Source organism: Chloroflexota bacterium (assembly GCA_011322445.1).
Taxonomy (GTDB): domain Bacteria; phylum Chloroflexota; class Anaerolineae; order Anaerolineales; family DRMV01; genus DRMV01.
The window spans coordinates 22,257-38,475 of record DRMV01000020.1; the positions used below are offsets into that span (position 1 = coordinate 22,257).

At 61.7% G+C, this 16,219-nt stretch carries 14 protein-coding genes; 3 read left to right on the forward strand and 11 right to left on the reverse strand.

Annotated features, from left to right (window positions below; genetic code table 11):
* Positions 1-14 precede the first annotated feature (14 nt).
* The 3 genes from ENJ54_03330 to ENJ54_03340 form a co-directional block, all read right to left on the reverse strand.
* Positions 15-512 carry a pilus assembly protein gene (locus ENJ54_03330; GenBank protein ID HFC08881.1) on the reverse strand — a complete coding sequence of 166 codons (498 nt, stop codon included), beginning with the start codon at positions 510-512 and terminating at the stop codon, positions 15-17.
* 94 nt (positions 513-606) lie between these two features.
* Positions 607-897 (reverse strand): hypothetical protein, encoded by a 291-nt coding sequence (locus ENJ54_03335; protein HFC08882.1) that lies wholly within the window; start codon positions 895-897, stop codon positions 607-609.
* A gap of 956 nt (positions 898-1,853) precedes the next feature.
* On the reverse strand, positions 1,854-2,438 hold the full coding sequence (locus tag ENJ54_03340; GenBank protein HFC08883.1) for a sigma-70 family RNA polymerase sigma factor: 585 nt from the start codon (positions 2,436-2,438) through the stop codon (positions 1,854-1,856).
* A gap of 177 nt (positions 2,439-2,615) precedes the next feature.
* On the opposite strand from ENJ54_03340, the gene ENJ54_03345 reads away from it, so the two are divergent.
* The 3 genes from ENJ54_03345 to ENJ54_03355 all read left to right on the forward strand — a co-directional run bounded on the left by ENJ54_03345 (position 2,616) and on the right by ENJ54_03355 (position 5,759).
* Positions 2,616-3,599, forward strand: coding sequence for a threo-3-hydroxy-L-aspartate ammonia-lyase (locus tag ENJ54_03345; GenBank protein ID HFC08884.1), 984 nt, complete (start codon positions 2,616-2,618; stop codon positions 3,597-3,599).
* 428 nt (positions 3,600-4,027) lie between these two features.
* On the forward strand, positions 4,028-5,113 hold the full coding sequence (locus tag ENJ54_03350) for a hypothetical protein (protein HFC08885.1): 1,086 nt from the start codon (positions 4,028-4,030) through the stop codon (positions 5,111-5,113).
* A gap of 127 nt (positions 5,114-5,240) precedes the next feature.
* Positions 5,241-5,759, forward strand: coding sequence for a TrmH family RNA methyltransferase (locus tag ENJ54_03355; GenBank protein HFC08886.1), 519 nt, complete (start codon positions 5,241-5,243; stop codon positions 5,757-5,759).
* Positions 5,760-5,841: 82 nt separating this feature from the next.
* Here the strand turns inward: ENJ54_03355 and ENJ54_03360 are convergent, their stop codons facing one another.
* The 8 genes from ENJ54_03360 to ENJ54_03395 form a co-directional block, all read right to left on the reverse strand.
* Positions 5,842-8,802, reverse strand: coding sequence for a DUF11 domain-containing protein (locus ENJ54_03360; protein ID HFC08887.1), 2,961 nt, complete (start codon positions 8,800-8,802; stop codon positions 5,842-5,844).
* A 15-nt stretch (positions 8,803-8,817) separates the two neighbouring features.
* Complete coding sequence (locus ENJ54_03365; protein ID HFC08888.1) at positions 8,818-9,831, reverse strand: hypothetical protein; 1,014 nt, start codon at positions 9,829-9,831, stop codon at positions 8,818-8,820.
* Between the two features lie 82 nt (positions 9,832-9,913).
* On the reverse strand, positions 9,914-10,852 hold the full coding sequence (locus ENJ54_03370) for a hypothetical protein (protein HFC08889.1): 939 nt from the start codon (positions 10,850-10,852) through the stop codon (positions 9,914-9,916).
* A gap of 135 nt (positions 10,853-10,987) precedes the next feature.
* Complete coding sequence (locus tag ENJ54_03375; protein ID HFC08890.1) at positions 10,988-12,388, reverse strand: hypothetical protein; 1,401 nt, start codon at positions 12,386-12,388, stop codon at positions 10,988-10,990.
* Positions 12,385-13,362 (reverse strand): tetratricopeptide repeat protein, encoded by a 978-nt coding sequence (locus tag ENJ54_03380; GenBank protein ID HFC08891.1) that lies wholly within the window; start codon positions 13,360-13,362, stop codon positions 12,385-12,387. Before ENJ54_03380 ends, ENJ54_03375 begins: the two co-directional genes overlap by 4 nt.
* A gap of 30 nt (positions 13,363-13,392) precedes the next feature.
* Positions 13,393-14,490, reverse strand: coding sequence for a hypothetical protein (locus ENJ54_03385; protein HFC08892.1), 1,098 nt, complete (start codon positions 14,488-14,490; stop codon positions 13,393-13,395).
* A complete protein-coding gene (locus tag ENJ54_03390) occupies positions 14,324-15,670 on the reverse strand; it encodes a hypothetical protein (GenBank protein ID HFC08893.1) in 1,347 nt (448 codons plus the stop codon). The genes ENJ54_03385 and ENJ54_03390 overlap by 167 nt, the downstream gene beginning before the upstream one ends.
* Entirely contained in the window at positions 15,667-16,119 is a 453-nt protein-coding gene (locus tag ENJ54_03395; protein HFC08894.1) for a hypothetical protein, read from the reverse strand. The genes ENJ54_03390 and ENJ54_03395 overlap by 4 nt, the downstream gene beginning before the upstream one ends.
* Positions 16,120-16,219 lie beyond the last annotated feature (100 nt).

Below are 16,219 nucleotides of genomic sequence, written 5' to 3' on the forward strand. Positions count from 1 at the left end.
TCGTCACTGCCTTCTTAGTCGAGAGGGACGTTTCGTAGGATGGTGCGCGCGGCAGAGGCGTGGAAGGTCAGGTTGACCGTGGGGAAAAGGGGAACCCAGGGGCGGTAGTGCCCGGTGACTGAAACAATGATTCGGTCGCCCAGTGCAACCGAGGCAGGGGGACAGGTAGCGAAAACGGTGGTTCCGGGGCCGTGGTCGTATGTGATAGTCACGTCAGCAGCGGTCATGTTGGCCAGACGGCCAATGCGCAGGGCTGTTGCCGTGATGCCTGTGCAGTCTTGATAGCGAGGCACGTTGGCGTCGTCCGCCCCTGGGCCGATAGCGTCACCATAACGGGCGGCCTCCCTGCTGGCGGTAATGGTGGCTGCATACACGGTGATGAGGTGGCCGAATTCGATGATGCCCATGACCACGGTGAATAGCAGCAGAAATACCAGCGCGAACTCCACCAGCGTTTGACCAGCGCGCAGGGCACGTCCCTGCCTGTTAAGCCGTCGGCCAGGTTGTTGCATTGGTTCATCCACCTGTGAAGATAATTTCGCTTACGTCTTTCCTCGTCTCCTTAAACGCTGCTTTGTGGCTTTTTTGTTACACCCGCCACCCTATTCAACCAAAAAGCCCTCGCTGAGCGAGGGCTTGCTCGACCGCCATAGTGATAGGGGGGCCATCAAGGTCGGCCGCTATGCCCTTGGTTATTATTCCCATGATCGCCGTTGCCGTTGTTGCCCTTGCCGCCATTGCTGTTGCCGCTGTTGCCGTCGTCGCCATGGCTGTTACCGCCATTGTTGCTGTTGCTGTTGTTGCTGTTGTTGCTGTTGCCGCCGTTGCTACTGTTGTCGTTGCCCTTTTCCTTCTGGCTGGGCGGCACACACTGGTTTTGCCCGTGGCTGTGGCCATCCGAGACACATGTTGCGGTTGCCGCGGGGCGTGGCTGGTCATCACTGGCAGTTGGTGTCACGGTTGGAGTGGCCGTTGCCGGGGGAAGCGGCGAAGGCGTGGCTCCTCCGTGAGCACGATTTTCGCCGCCCAATGTAGGGGTGGCTTCAGGAACGCCTTGAGGCTTGCTCGCCGCTTGCCAGAGGACGCGATGGGCCCGCATAGCCTGTTGCCACGTGGTATCAGGGGTGTCGGCATGGAGTGCTTCCAATTGATGCGCTTGCTCTGTCAGGGCATGAACCAGCACAGGGCGCAACGCCTCCTGACGAGGGGGGGGCAATGCAGCCCACTGCCGGGCTACCTCTTCCAGCGCCCCGGCGTAGAGAGCCATGCTTTGCTCCTCGGCCTCACGCCAATGCCGTTGCTGCGCTAAGGTGGCTTCTTCTAAACGTCGGTGGGCCAGCCGTAATGTCAATGTCAGCCGGTCTGCCGGGTCGGTGGTGAGGGCGTATTGCACCTGCTCTCCCACGCGCTTCAGGGGATAAGCCCATTCGCCGGGTAAGGCCTGGGCCGCGGCCAGGCTGGTCTGCCAGGAAAGCACTACCAGCACCAGCAAAGTCACTGCAACCACAACAGGCCGGAGCGCGCGCGGGGGCACCCGGCCTTCCCACAACCGCCGGAGAGGGTGAGAGGGGGGGTGACTTCGCTCGCGTGCATCCAATGCCGGCAAGGGTGGCGGCGTCCAACGCGCTGCCGCCGCTTCCAGCGTGGGGCGGGCCTCTTCGCGCAGCCAGTCCGCGGCCTCGAGAGCCGCTTGCACTTCGGGCAACGCCGCGCGCGGCACCTGCGCCAACGCAGCGTTGAGAGATTCCCCGCGCTCCACGGCTTCCAGCACGAATGCTACCCAAAAATCGCTTTTCGTTTCCATCTCACCATCCAAAACGCCGGAGGGGGCGTAAAAGTTACACTTCAGGTCTTTAAAGGTCAGGTTTTAAGTGTTCCCGCAGGGCTTTGAGGGCTCGAAACTGCAACACTCGCACCGCGCCTTCCGAGCGTTCCATCGCACGCGCTGTTTCACGCACCGACAGGCCCTCGATGAAACGCAACAAAAGCACTGTGCGGTAGTCGGACCGCAGGTGCTGGAGGGCCTCATAAGTGTCGTCAAGGGCCTGTTGGCGGGCAATAAGTTCATTGGCCAATTGAGTGGGGTAGGTCAGGGATTCTATGGTGTCTTCATCGACCAACACTTCCGGTGGGCGGCGCTGGCGGCGGCGGTGTCGGTCGGTGGCAATGTTGCGGGCAATGCGGAACAACCACCCCCGAAAACGGCCTTCTTCACGGTAACGCCCCAGCGCCTGCCAGACGCGCAGAAAAGTATCGTTGACCATTTCTTCGGCCAAGCGCTCGTCGGCTGTGTAACCGAGGAAGAAGGTGAACAAGGCGCGGGCATAGCACTCGTATAGCGCCTGGAACGCGGTAGTATCCCCCGCCTTGGCTCGCTGCAACAGCAAAGGGGTGGAAGGAGAACAAGGGTCTTCGGTGGTGGAGGGCGTGGTGGGCATGGTGGGGGAGGGAGGAGAACGTCAGCAGGTGGAATTGTGCGCGGCGTAGTGTTGCAAGTATTTTACCTGCAAAATGCCTGGTGAAATGGGGAATCAGGGGCAGAACGCCCTTTTGTGCTTGTTGGTTTGCCACTGGCGGTATAATGAGGTTGCAACTTATTCCCGTCGCTGCTGCTCATGGGAGGCCCCGTGACGAATCTTTCTTCTTTGCCAGAGTGGTTTGCCCGCGTGCAGGCTGCCCAAGAGAGGCTGCAAGGTCACGCCCATCGCACGCCGGTGATGACTTCCCGCACTCTCAACGCGCGCGTGGGGGCGGAGGTGTTCCTCAAATGTGAGAATTTCCAGCGGGTGGGGGCCTTTAAGTTCCGGGGAGCGTTCAACAGCATTTCGCGCCTGTCGGAGGAGGAAAAAGCCCGAGGCGTCATCACTTACTCTTCCGGCAACCATGCTCAGGCGGTGGCGTTGGTGAGCCGTTTGTTGGGGGTCAAAGCGGTGATTGTCATGCCTGACAACGCGCCGGCCACCAAACGCGCCGCCACTGAGGGTTATGGAGCGACCGTAGTTGCCTACGATCCGGCGACGGGCTCTCGTGAGGCCATTGCCAGGGAACTTGCAGCCCGGCATGGTTATACTCTCATTCCGCCTTTTGACCACGAAGATGTCATCGCGGGGCAGGGCACGGCGGCGCTGGAGTTGTTGGAGGAAGTGGGGGCACTGGATTGGCTGTTGGTGCCATGCGGTGGCGGGGGGCTGCTCAGCGGTTCGGCGATTGCAGCGAAGAGCATGGCGCCGAACTGCCGCGTCGTGGGCATTGAGCCTGCTGTGGCCGACGATGCCACGCGCTCCTTCCGCACGGGCCGTTTGCACACGGTGCACAATCCGCCTACCATTGCCGATGGTACGCGCACTTCCTCTTTAGGGAAATTGACGTTCCCGTTGGTGTTACGCTATGTGGATGATATGCAAACGGTTTCCGAGGAAGCCATTATGGAAGCCGTACGCTTTTTGTTTTACCGCATGAAGCTCGTTGTAGAACCCTCAGGGGCGCTGGGCCTGGCTGCGCTTTTGAGCGGCGCGGTCGTTCCGCGTGGCAGGGTAGGGGTGCTCTTGAGTGGGGGGAACATTGATGCGGCAACCATGCGGAGGATTTTGGCGACGTAAACGCGAAAGTTTTGGGTGGGGCGCGCGGTTTTTGTGCAATGTGAAAGGGGCGGCGTTTTGAGCCGACAATCGCGAATTTCTTTCTGATGCGTATGGAAGCGGTTCCCTGCTCACACGTATTTCACCGAGGTTCCGGTGGATATGGAGAAGGGGAGGCTTTTCTCGGCGATTTCTGGTATAGCCTTGAAACCGGCAAGAAAATCGGGAAGTACACACCGCCCGCGGATTGTGGTGGGTATGGCCCGGTTTCGCCAGGTGGGAAACTGCAGTTTTTGCCGGGATATGGGAGGTTTGCAGCGGTAGGGTAGTGTAAGGCTGCGGGCTTTTGGCTTAGGAAGAAGAGTCGCTTGAGCGCCTTTACATGCTTTTGATAAGTGATATTATCAAAAACATTGTGTTTGTGGCCTCAAAATGCTATAATCAGCACTATGAACCTTTCTCCTGAAGGAGCCTCCGTGCCTGCGCCGCAGTCCAAAGTGCCAAAAGTAGAGGCTGCTGCCTCTACGCCGCCGCCGGGTCCCACCGTGGCAGAGGCGCTCGCGGCGTACCTCGATAGCGTTGCTTTGGCCCGTAGCGCGAATACGGCGCGCACGTATCGCAACGCGGTGCGGGCTTTCCGCCAGATGTTGGAAAACCGCGGCTTGCCTCCTGCTGAAACGCCGATCACCGCCTTGCCCGAAGATGCGGTGGCGTGGTTCGCTGCGGACCTCAAAGGCATGGCCCCGGCCACTGAGCGGCTTTACCTGACAGCCATTGCGGGGTTTTTCGCATATCTGGCGGCTGAGAACCTGGCAGCCGTCAATTTGCCAAGGGTGCGTTTGCTGATTCGACAGCGCGGACGACGTACCGGCATTCGGCTGCCCCAGTTCCCGCGCGAGGCTATCGAAACAGCGCTCACCTATGCGAAATCCCTTGTGGATCGTGCTGCGCAGGAAGAAGACCCCGCCGCGCGCCTGCGTGATCTTCGCGATCGCGCTTTCCTTCTCACACTGGCCGATACCGGGCTGCGTGTGCATGAAGCCTGCGCGCTGCGGCGCGGCGACATTGACTGGCACGAAGGCCGCGCCGTCATCATCGGCAAGGGCGACAAGCAGGCAATTGTGCGGTTTTCTCGCCGGGCCTTGCGGGCGCTGCAGGATTACCTTCAAGCCCGCAGCGCCCTCGATGGTGCTTCCGGCCGCCCTTTGCGTTCTTTGCCTCTCTTTGCTCGCCACGATCGCGGCGCGGGTAAAAAGGTCTTGCCTATCAGCACGGCCACAGGCCGCAACATTGTGGCCCGTCGGGTGCGGGAAGCCCTGGGCCCTGAAGCAGCGGGAACCATTACGCCGCATTCCTTCCGGCATTATTTTGTGACTGCTGTGCTCATTGGCAGCGGCGGTAACCTCAAACTGGCGCAGGAACTTGCCCGGCATAGCAACATTGCCGTGACCCAGCGTTACGCTCACCTTTCTGATGACGAACTCGACCGGGGCTATTACCGCATTTTCGAGGAAGGCCGGGATGAGGCAGGTTGAGCCTGTGCCCTTGGGGGTTTTCTGGGAATGCGATGTGTGTGGCTTTCGCTATGTGGAAGCGCCTTTTCGTGAGCCGCCGCGTGGCGATCGTTGCCCACGCTGCGGCGGGCGTGCTCAGATTGCGGCGATGGTGCCTGCTCCACGGCGGGAAAATGCCAGCCCCTCCCCTCCCCCACCGGCCAGCCCTCGGTTGGCCGTATTGCTTGATAATGTCCGGTCGGCTTACAACGTCGGTGCGGCTTTTCGCACGGCCGATGGCGCGGGTGTAGAACGCCTTTATCTGGCTGGAATTACCCCTACTCCTCCCCACCGCGGTGTGGTCAAGACGGCGTTGGGGGCTGACCAGCGGGTGCCGTGGCAGGCTTATCCCAACAGTGTGCGCCTGGCGGCGATGCTTCAGGCTGAGGGGTGGGCGTTATGGGCGTTGGAAACTGCGCCAGCGGCGGTTTCGCTCCCCGATTTATTGCAGGAGGCAATGCCTGAGCGGGTACTTGTGGCGGCGGGGAATGAAGTGGCTGGGCTTGACCCGGCGTTGCTGGCACGGGCGGATGCGGTAGTGGCGTTGCCGATGTGGGGCATGAAGCGATCGTTGAATGTGATCTCGGCGCTGGCGGTGGTCTTGTATGGGGTGAGGTTGTTTGGGTAGCGGGGTGTTGGTGTTTGGTGGGGGTGGTTGTGTGGGGTTGTTGATTGATTAAGTGGCTATACGCAACGCCCTTTTTAAGGTGTTAAGGCGCTGAAGTTGCCGTAGGGGTTGGTGTCGGTGTGAGTGTTGGTGTTGGTGTTGGTGTTGGTGTCGGCACAGGGGACGACGTGGGCGTGGGTGTGGCTGTCGGAAGCGCCGTAGGCGATGGCGTCGGCGAAGGCGCGCCTGTCGGCGTCGGCGTGGCGGTTGCCGTGGCACCATTATCGCCAGGCGTAGGCGTGAACGTGGGCGTCGGGGTAGGCGTAGCCGTCGCCTCAGCGCCAGGCGTGGGGGTAAAAGTCGCGGTTGCAGTTGGCGTGGGCAGCAGGCCCTGGAACACCAATCGAGCGGTATTATTTTCCGGCCACAAATCGGTCACACTCGAACTTCCCTGTACGACCACCTCCATCTCCGATGCCACAACCGCCCCTATCTCCACCGCCAGGGCCACTGTAACCGTTTCCTCCGGCAGCAGGCCTTCCCACTGGCAAACCACGGCAGGTGGACGGTCCACAGCCGCGTCGCCTTCATCCCACTGGCAGATCGACGCCCCATCCTCTCTCTCCCCCACTACACCCACAAACCGCAGAGGCTCAGGGAGCGACACCCGCGCCACGACCTGCGAAGCCCGGGAAGGCCCTTGATTGCTCACCGTGAGCACGAAGGCTCTTGCTTCGCCCGATACCAGTTCACCTTCCCCGGCATCTTCCAGCGCCACGGCCAAATCGGCCTGGGGCGACAAGCCCACCGAGGCTTCCAGCCGATTGTTGCTCTGGTCAAAGTCCTCCTCCACCGCCACAGCCTCTGCAGCCAGCACCACCTCACCCTCAGCGTCCGGCAACGCGCGGACGGTGGCCACCAGGTCAGCCGTCGCGCCAGAGGGCAACGCTTCCAGCGTGCAGGCCCAGCCCTCGCCATCCTGTTCACATTGCCCTTGCGAGAGCGTCACCGCCTCCACCGCCACCGTTTCCGGGAAGTGCAGCGCCACTTTCACATCCGTGGCCGCCTGCGGGCCTGCGTTCCGCACCTTGAGGGGCCATTGCCATGTCGCGCCAGGCACAGCCGTAGGCGGGGCTTCCCCAAGCACCTGCACGTCAGCGCCGGCGATCACCGCTAAAGTGGCCTCAGCCGTGTGCCTGGGCCAGGAAGGGGCCTCCTCGGGCGGCGATACTGCTGCCAGCAGCCGCAGTGTGGTTGGCTCGGCCGGTGCCTGCGCCGTCACCCGCACCGTCACCACAGCACCAGGCTCCACCGCCCCCAAGGAGCATTGCAAGCCGCCTTCCGACGCCAGTGCGCACGTGCCCTGGGAAGGCGTTGCCGAGCGCAGCACACCGCCCGCGGGCAGGCTGCTTTCCAGCACCACCGCCTCAGCCGGCAGCACCCCCGCATTGCGCACCGTGACGATGTAGTCAAAATCGGCATTGGGGGCCACGCGCTGCACCTCGGGCTGCACCGCGACCTTGAGCGCGCTGCCTTCTTCTACGGCCACCAGGGCCGTGGCAGCATTGTTGTCAGGCTGCGGGTCTGCCGTGGTCGCGGTCACCTCGCCCTGCACGGCCATTGCTCCCCCACTCGCCGCTTCGGCATCCACAACCACCTCAACGGTCGCTTTGGGAGCAAGGGAGGCCACGTTGCAAGCCACCCGATTTTCGGCAGGCTGAAGCACGCACGTTCCTTGGGAAGACGCCGCCTGCTGCAGCCGCGTCCCTGCCAGCCAGGCGGCTTGCAACACCACTTCTTCGGCCAGCGAGGGGCCCTGATTCTGCACGGTCAGGGTATAGCGCGCGGTTTCCCCTGTGATGACCTGTGCAGGCGCTTTCAGCGCCAGGGCCAGGTCGGCCTGGCGTTCACAAGGCAGCAAGAGCACAATATGATTGTTTTCCGGCTGAGGGTCGCGCTGTAACGCCGAGACTGTCACCTCGCCCGCGAGTTCGCCGTCCAAACTCACCTCAGGCAGCAACGTCAAAGCCAAAACCCGGCGCTCCCCCACAGGCAAGTCGCCCAAAGCGCAAGTCAGTTGCCTTTCCTTGGATGTGCATTCCAGCCCCGCGGGCATCTGGCTCACCGCCACCCCCTGCGGCAGTTCCACCGTCAGGCGCACATCCCACGCGTCTTGAGGGCCGCGATTGAACACTTCCAGAACGTTATCAAAAGGCTGCCCGGCCACCACAGGCGTTTCCGGGCTGTGCTGCTGCACTTCCAGGTCCACCCGCGCGCGCTCAATCAGTTGCTGACGCGCTTCCGGGGAAGGCATGAAGCCATCGGCCGTTGAGGGAATGCCATCCACACTATGAGGATGGCACGTCAGGCAATTTTGGCCGGTAAAATCGAAATGCCCCAAATGGTCAGCCCCGCCGGGGTGCCTGAGCGTTCCCACCGCCTCGTGGCAGACCACACACAAACGGCTGTTCGCCGGGCTTTCGCCATCGTCGAAAGAATGCTTTCCCGTGGTACCCTGAAAAACCACCGGGCCCAAGCGCACACGCTGCGAATGAGAAAAATGCGGCAAAATCAATTCAGTGCGAATGTCTTGCGCATTGCTGGAGCCGTGCGGGTCGTGGCAGGCCGTACAGCCGATGCGGAAAGCAGGTTTGTGGTGCGAGGCGGCGTCGCCCTCGTTTTCCCCAAGCGGGGCCATATTGCCGTGGGCCGAAACTACCGCCACTTGTGTTGCCCCCGTGCCGTTATGGCAAGTGTAGCAAAACTGCTCATCGCTGCTCATCGGCACAATGGCAGGGTTGACCCTCCCCCCACCGCCCCCGCCGCCGGTAATCAGAAGATAGGCGCGGCGCGCGGTGTGGCTCCGATGGCAGGAAGCACACGCGTCGGTCGTCGGCGGATACGGCCCCTGATGCGGGCCCTGAAGCAAGACCGTTGCCCAGCCCGTCAGGGTAGGCCACATCAACAGGAAACCACAAGCCAGCAGGAACGCCGCGAACAGCCCCCTCTTTCCTCGGCGGCGCCATGCTCTCGGCCATGTTGTGAGAGGACGTCGGGGCCCCATAGAAGCACCTCCTTACTACTTGTCGTGGCACAATTCGCAGGTGCCGCGATTGTCAACCCGCAAAAGCGCACTGCGCGCATCGCCGCTGGGGGCACTGCTGCCGTTCGGCCAGGGCACTTCACCAGCAGCCCCTCCCATGTGCGCCGGTGAGCCGTGGGCCACATGGCAGGTCAGGCACGAAAGGGGTTCGTGCCGGTAGTCTGGGTTGCCGGTGGCCGGAGGGCCGCCGTGCATGTTGTGACAACCGCAGCCAGAGCCTACCGAAATATGCCGGTAAGTGTAGATGCCATCGCCGCTGCTGGTATGACCGCTCCCAGCCGCCGCGAGGTATCGGTCGTGGCAACTGGCACACCAGGAAGCCATATTGTGATAGAGATTGCTGTCATAGCCCTGCCCAAAATATTTTCCGTCTGAGGCGTCGATGGTGTATTGCTTCGGGTCTTCATCACTCAAAACGACCGTGCTACTGCCCGATTCCAGCGGCGTAGGTCGTAACAGGCGGTAAGTGGCGCTGTTGCCGCCCCCCGCGCCACCATGAGGGTCATGGCAAGAAATACAAGCCAGGCTGATGGTTTCACCAGCCCCCGAGCCAATATCGCCGCTGCCCCAGGCAATGCCGTTACTACCATCCATGAGGTGCGCCGAAGTCACCGTTTGCGGCGCTGTGATGCCCGCCCAGGCCGTATCCATGCGGGCATATTGAAACCCGCCGCCTTTCAAGCCACGGTTGACCACGCCTTCCGTGCCGCCCGCAGCCGTGCGTTGCAGATAAACGCCATCCATCACATCAGTATCAGCGCCTGTCCCGGCAGTGCCGTGACAGGTCAGGCACAAGGCCGTACTCGAACTGGCAACCAGCAGGTTGCTTCCCTGGGCTGTATGCGCCCGATGACAACCCGCGCAAGCATCGGTGGTGGCCGTATAGTTGCCGTGGGGGCCGTTGTCAGCCCACGCCAACTGCCATGCGCCGAAGGTCACCCCTGCCCAGAACAGCAGTGCAAGGGTCCATCTCCATCCCTGTCGTATCATCTCACCCCTCCCAGGATGTGGCTTCCCCCGCGGCTCGAAGCCGCAGAGGAAGCCACGAAGGCTTTTGCATCGGCCGCCGTGCTTATTTCTGGTGACAAACCTCGCACACGCCGCGGTTATCCAGGCGCAGCAAGGCACTGTCGCTGGTGTTCGACGCCGTAGCCAGGGTGCTCATGGTGGCCGAGGTGCCGTGCGAAAGATGGCAGGTCTGGCAGGCCACAGTATCCGTGCCGGCGAGCGGCAGCGTGTAGCCGCCGTAGCCCGTGGTTTCAGGATTCACGTTGCCGCCATAGTTGTAAGCCATATCAATACGGTGGGCATAGGTGGAAACATCGCCACCATAATCAGTGTTGCCGCTGCCATCGTCGGCATTGTTCGTACCACTGTTAGCGCGCGTGACATGATACGCACCGTGGCAGGCCACACACACATTGCTGACATCGGCAGGCCACTGTTCGGTGTCGTAATCTTTCGCGCTCTCATCGACTTGCGAAACGCTCACCGTATGCCCCGCGATGTTCGACTTGATAATGCGGTAATTCGACGAACCATGCGGGTCGTGGCAAGAAGCGCACGACAAATCTTCGGGAAGATCAGCCGTGCTGCCCCGGGCTACGCCATAGCCCCAGGCCGCTCTGATGCCAGCGTTGACGTTGTGGGCTGAAGTCACAGAGGCCGATTTGTAATTCACGAACCCACCGCCCAACAGCGGGCTGTTGTCGGTCGTGTTGGCCTCACCGCTGGTGCTGCTGCTGCGCGTCGAGAGGAAATACCCATCTTCGACATTGGTATCAGCACCTGTGCCTGCAGAGCCGTGGCACGACATGCACAGGCCGTACGTTGTGCTCGAGGTCAACAGATTCGCCCCTTGCGCCGTGTGGGCCCGGTGGCAACCCGCGCACGCATCGGTGGTTGGCGTGTAGCCACCGTGCGGGCCGCCGTCGGCCAAAGCCGTTCCGGTCAAAAACAACACCAACCCCACGACCACAAAAGGCACGAGCCATTTCCATCGTAGTTTCATTGCTTGCTCCTTTCCAGCGCATCATCAGGGGACGAGACAAAAGGCGTACAAAACTTCTTTATCAGGGCGGTCTTCCTACACGCATGTGCACCTCCTCCGAGAAAATGATGGCCTGGCGAGGCAGATAGCCCTCGCTCAATAAGACCAAACCTGCACCCGATTGTTGGCGCGGTCGGCAATGTATAGCCTGCCGTGCGCATCAATGGCAATATCGTTGGGGTAATTGAACTGCCCTTCCAGCGTGCCCATTGCGCCAAAAGCATAAAGGAAAGCAGGCTGCTCTTTCGCGAAGTCATACACCCGCACCACCTGTCCCACCGCATCGACCACGTGCAAACGCTGGCGGTCGTCAAAAGCCATGCCGCGCGGCAGGTTGAGCCCCCCTTCTCCACCGCCGCTGCCCAGCAGCGAAAGCAGTTGGCCGTCGGCGTTCCACACCGAAAGGCGGCCATTGTTCCCATCCGAAACCACGAACCGCCCCTGGGCATCGACCAGGGCTTTGTTGGGAAACTGGAACTGATCGTCAGCTTCCCCAAAACTGCCGAACTGGAAAACCTGGGGGGCAAAGTCGGTCCAATCGGCCCGTGCAATGGTTTCCATGGGAAAAACCAACACCCTATGGTTATCGCGCGCCACATCGGTTACGATCATCCGCCCAGCGGGGTCGAAAGCCACCCCCAAAGGCGCCCACGCCGCCCGGTCAGGTCGGGGCAGTGTTTGCTCTGTTCCCTCTTCGTCCTGGTAATAGACTTCCTCTTCAAAAATGTTGTAGGCAAAGGTGCCGCGAGCGGGAGGGCTTCCAGTATGCTTGGCAATATATTCACTGAGGGTAAGGCTTGGGCTCAGGATGGTGTCCAGATAATGCCCGTCGCGGTCGTACACAAAAATGGCATGCTGCAACCGGTCGGTGACAAATACCCGCCCCTGGACATCGGTGGCGATGTAAACCGGCGAACGCTGTGCAGCGGTGGTGCGCGGCGGGGCAAAACTACCCAACAGACTGCCCTGGGTATCAAAAATCTTCACCAGGCGGTCGCCGCCGCCTTCGGTGACATACAGGCGGCCCCCCATTGGCGAAAGGGCCACCCCCAGAGGGCCGTCGACATCATAGATCGCGAAAAGGTAATGCGGCGGATAATTGACCTCCACGGCCACCGGCAACAGTTCCGGCAGTGGTTGGGGACGACGGAGGTAACGCACAAACAACCCGCCGACCCCACACAACGCCAACAGCACCAGGACCAGCGCCGCCAGCAGCCGCTTGCGACGGCGCTCTTCCGCTGCGGCAGTATCTACCAGCGGGAAAGCATCGGCCGCGGGCGCGTTTTCTTCCACCGCCGCGGGCGCTGCATTTGCCGCGGCGTCGGCCTCCGCCACGGGCTCCGCCGGTTCCGGGGCCTCGGTGGGTTCTAAGGGGGCATTGCTTTCCTCGAGAGGCGCAGCCTCAGCAGGCGCGATTTCAGGCTCCTGCCGGGCAGCATCGGGGGGCGTTTCTTGCGGGTGTTCGGCAGGGGGCTCCTGCGGGGATGTTGTCATGGTTTCGCCTCCTGAGATTGCAGGGCATTGAGGGCGGCCTGCACCCGCCCATAGGCCTGCAGCACGGCCAGGTCATGGGGGCTCAACTGCTGGGCGCGGGCAAGGGCTTCTTGCGCCGCCTGCAAATCGCCCAATTGCTCATCCACCAGCCCCAACCCCAGCCAGACTGCGGCTTCCTCAGGCAGGCGCTGCGCCGCGACTTCCAGCCGGTCGCGTGCCGCGGCGTAGTTGCCTTCACCAAAGGCCACCATGCCGTCGGCATACAACAGCCAATCTGGCTGGTCGAGGTCACGGTAGCAGTCGGCCATGCCGCGATAGGCCTCGGTAAAACGCGGCACCAGCCGCACCGCCTTGCGAAAGGCTTCAAGGGCTTCGTGGGTCTTCCCCACCCGCCGATAAGCCAGCCCCAACTGGTAAAGGGCGTCGGCATCGGTGGGGGAAATGCGCAGCGCAGCCTGCAACGGCTCGATGGCCTTCTCGCTCTGGCCCAATGCCACATACCCTGCGCCGACGTAGTAGTACGCCAGTTCCAGCTGCAGGTCGGCATTGGCTTCAGGGCGGTCTTTGCGCAGGGCAATAAAGCGCTCCAGCGGCTCCAGCGCCGCTTCTTGCTGGCCAAGCTGGACGTACGACATGCCCGCCAGCAACAACCCCGCTTCGTTGTCGGGGAAGACGCGCACGATCTCGTTGGCTTCTTCCAGCGCCCGGTCATAGCGGCGGTGCTCGTAATACAGCGTTGCCAGTTGCAGCCGCAGGTCGGGGTCAGAGGGGTTTTCCCGCACTGCCTGCTCGGCCTGCTGAATGGCCTGCTCCACAGGGGAAGTCTGGCCGCGCGGGCGGAAGCGGTCCCAGTAGTAATAACCGCCAAAGGCCAGGCTCACGGCCACCAGCAACACGCCCGCGGCCATCAGGCCGCGCGTCAGCCATGACGTCGTGAGCCATTCCGGCCAGGAAATTTGCTGCCAAAACTTCATCAGAAAGCCTCCAGAAACGGGGCATCCGCCTTAGGCCGGCGGCGCAGCCTGTGTCTGCACATCGGGAGTCGAAGGCGAGGGCGGGCCCGACTTGTGCCCGCTGGCCTTCGCAGATTCCAGCGCAGCCAGTTCCTCGCGGATTTTCGCAACCATCTCACGCGCGACCAAAATGCGCTGGTATTCCAGGGGGTGTTCTTCCAACATTTCCTCTTCGCTCATGTAACCGGTAAAAATGCTCCAGTTGTGCACTTTGATGTGAACGTGATAGACATGCCACGTCAAAATGGCTAAAGTGGCAAGAATGGCTTCCCAGGCATGCAGCGTCCGCGAAACCGGAATCGCGCTGCCCGGCAAGGCTTTCGTCGCGGCAATGGGGAACCACATAATCAAGCCGGTAATCACCATCACCGTCTGCCCCCAGAGCAAGGCCCAATATTCCATTTTCTCTTCAATGGCAAAGCGGCCCTGTGGAGGGCGTGTAGCGGCCAGGCCGAGGTTGTATTTCACCATTTGAAACAGGTTGAGGAAATCTTGCAGTTGCGGCCACATGGCGCCCCGTTGACGCTTGACAAACCAAAGCTCAGCAATGCGCCACACATGGTAAAGCGAAACGGCGATGATCAGCACCGCAGCGACGTGATGCACGGTGCGGAGGGCTTCCACGCCGCCCAGCGCGTTGACAATCATTGCCACCCACAGGTAGCGGCTGAAGTGTTGCAACAAGCCCGTCACGGCCAGGGTGGCAAAAGTTGCCATCAGGACGAAATGCTGATAACGCTCGGCCTTCCCAAAGCGCAGGAAAACCCGCCTGCCGTCGGGCAGGTCTTTCATGCGGGCGGCCAGGGCCTCGGCTTCGCGCAGGCGTTGTAACAACAGGCGACGCTTGATTGCCAGCCGGTCAACCTCTTCGACCTCGTGGCGGGGCGCCTGGCGCGCCCGTCGCTTTGGTGAGCGGGGGTGATTACTCTTCTTCGCTGCTGTCATCGTCTTCTCCCAATTCGGCCTCGATTTCTTTCTCTGCTTCGGCAACAGCCTGGCGCCAGCGGCGGTGCTTTTCCCGCCAGCGTTTATGCGCATCCAGCCCAATGAACACCAGGAAACCACCAATGACGCCTGGCACCAGCCCATAGCCGTAAATCATGTTGATTGCTGCAACCACGGGGGCGGTATCCCAGGTGGGCGGGCGATGCCCCATCCACGCCTGCGGGAAACGGGCATTGGCACCTTTGTGGCATCCCTGGCAGGTGCGTTGCAGGTTTTCCGCCGTGACCATCGAGCGCGGGTCGTCAGCAGCCTGAATGTTGTGAGTGCCGTGGCAATCGAAGCAAGTGGCTTCGGGGCTGTTTTGGCCTGTACCTGCCAGTCGTGCCAAGTTGACCGAGCGGCCGTGGAAGTCGTTCAGGTAAGTCCGGTATACATCGGTCGAGATGCCATACTTGGCCATCCGCTCGGGGTCTTGATGGCAGCCGCCGCAAATGGCAATCGTATCGTTGTGGAAAGTTGCCGAGCGCGGCCCGCGCACACTGTGCACGCCGTGGCAATCCACGCAGGTGGGCACATCGGCGTTGGTGGGGTCTTCGGCCAGCGTCGTGCCGTGCACGCTGGAGCGGTAAGTGGTGTAAACCGCCCGATGGCACTGGCCGCAAATTTCGGTGACTTTCTCTCGCGGCTGGCCGGGGGTGGCAATGGCATGGCTGCCGTGGCAGTCAGCACACACGGGGGCGTGCCGGTTGCCGCTTTCCATCGCTCGCACATGCATGCTGTCGGCGGCTTCTGTATACGCCCGCTCGTGACAGGTATGACAGGACTGGTTGATTTCCAGCGTCATGGCGCGATGATCGGCAAAGGGCAAGTCCACCGTCAAGGCAAGGTCACGCGTCACCTGCCCCACCGTGCCATCCGCCACCACATGGCAGGTGGTGCAATCAATCTGCGGGTTGCTGGGTTGGTGAGGGTAACTCTGGGTTTTGGGGTGGCACGCGATGCACTCCAACCCTGCGGGGCCATGCACCGAATTCCCAAAAGCGCCTTCATCCACATAAAGGCTGATGATCTCCCCGTTTTGAAAGCGTCCTTGAAAACGGTGGTTCGTGTGGCACATGCGGCAGTTGGCATTAGGGGAAGCCGCTTCCGTCGGCGTGGGCACCGGCGTGGCTTCCGGCGCGTCGGCGCCGTTGCCCCCGCCCTCAGCCGCCACCGCTTTCCAGGGCACCAGGAAGGCCCCCAACAGCAGCACCACGACGGCAAAGCGTCTTCCCACACACCACGCGCTATGGCGAAAAGCAGAGAAAAGCAGCAATGGGTTCATGTTTTTTCCTGGCTCCAGGGGTTCACTCTGCGACGATAGGCTTCGACAATCGCACGGCTCGCCTGTGGGCAAAGGTACAGCGTGCCGCCCGCACCGAGCACCCGGATGGCTTCCTGCAATTCCTGGCTTTCAGCCTGACAGACACAACCGCTCAACCCCAGCGTCGCCAGGCGCAGGAAGTAATCGCCAACACTGGCGGGCGCACATCCGACAGCCAGAATACGCAACGCCGGTGCGATGTCGCGCAGCCGCCGAAACATTTGCTCGTCCGGGCAGCCGCAGGTGGGCACGTGCAAAACCAGCACATCGGGAAGGTACTCGGCCACGCACTGTAAAATGGCCTCGGCGCTGGGGGCATCCATCACCTGCACGTCGGCGCACACCGAAACCTGCCGCGCGATTTCGGCACCGACCGCCGCTGCCCCACACGCCACCAACACGCTGACCACACGCCACCTGCTTATAAGTGAAAAAGAGCACAACCTTCCTGCACATCATAGCACTATCCCCTTGGGCTTCCTATAAGGAAAACCCCTTATGCTCCCCCGT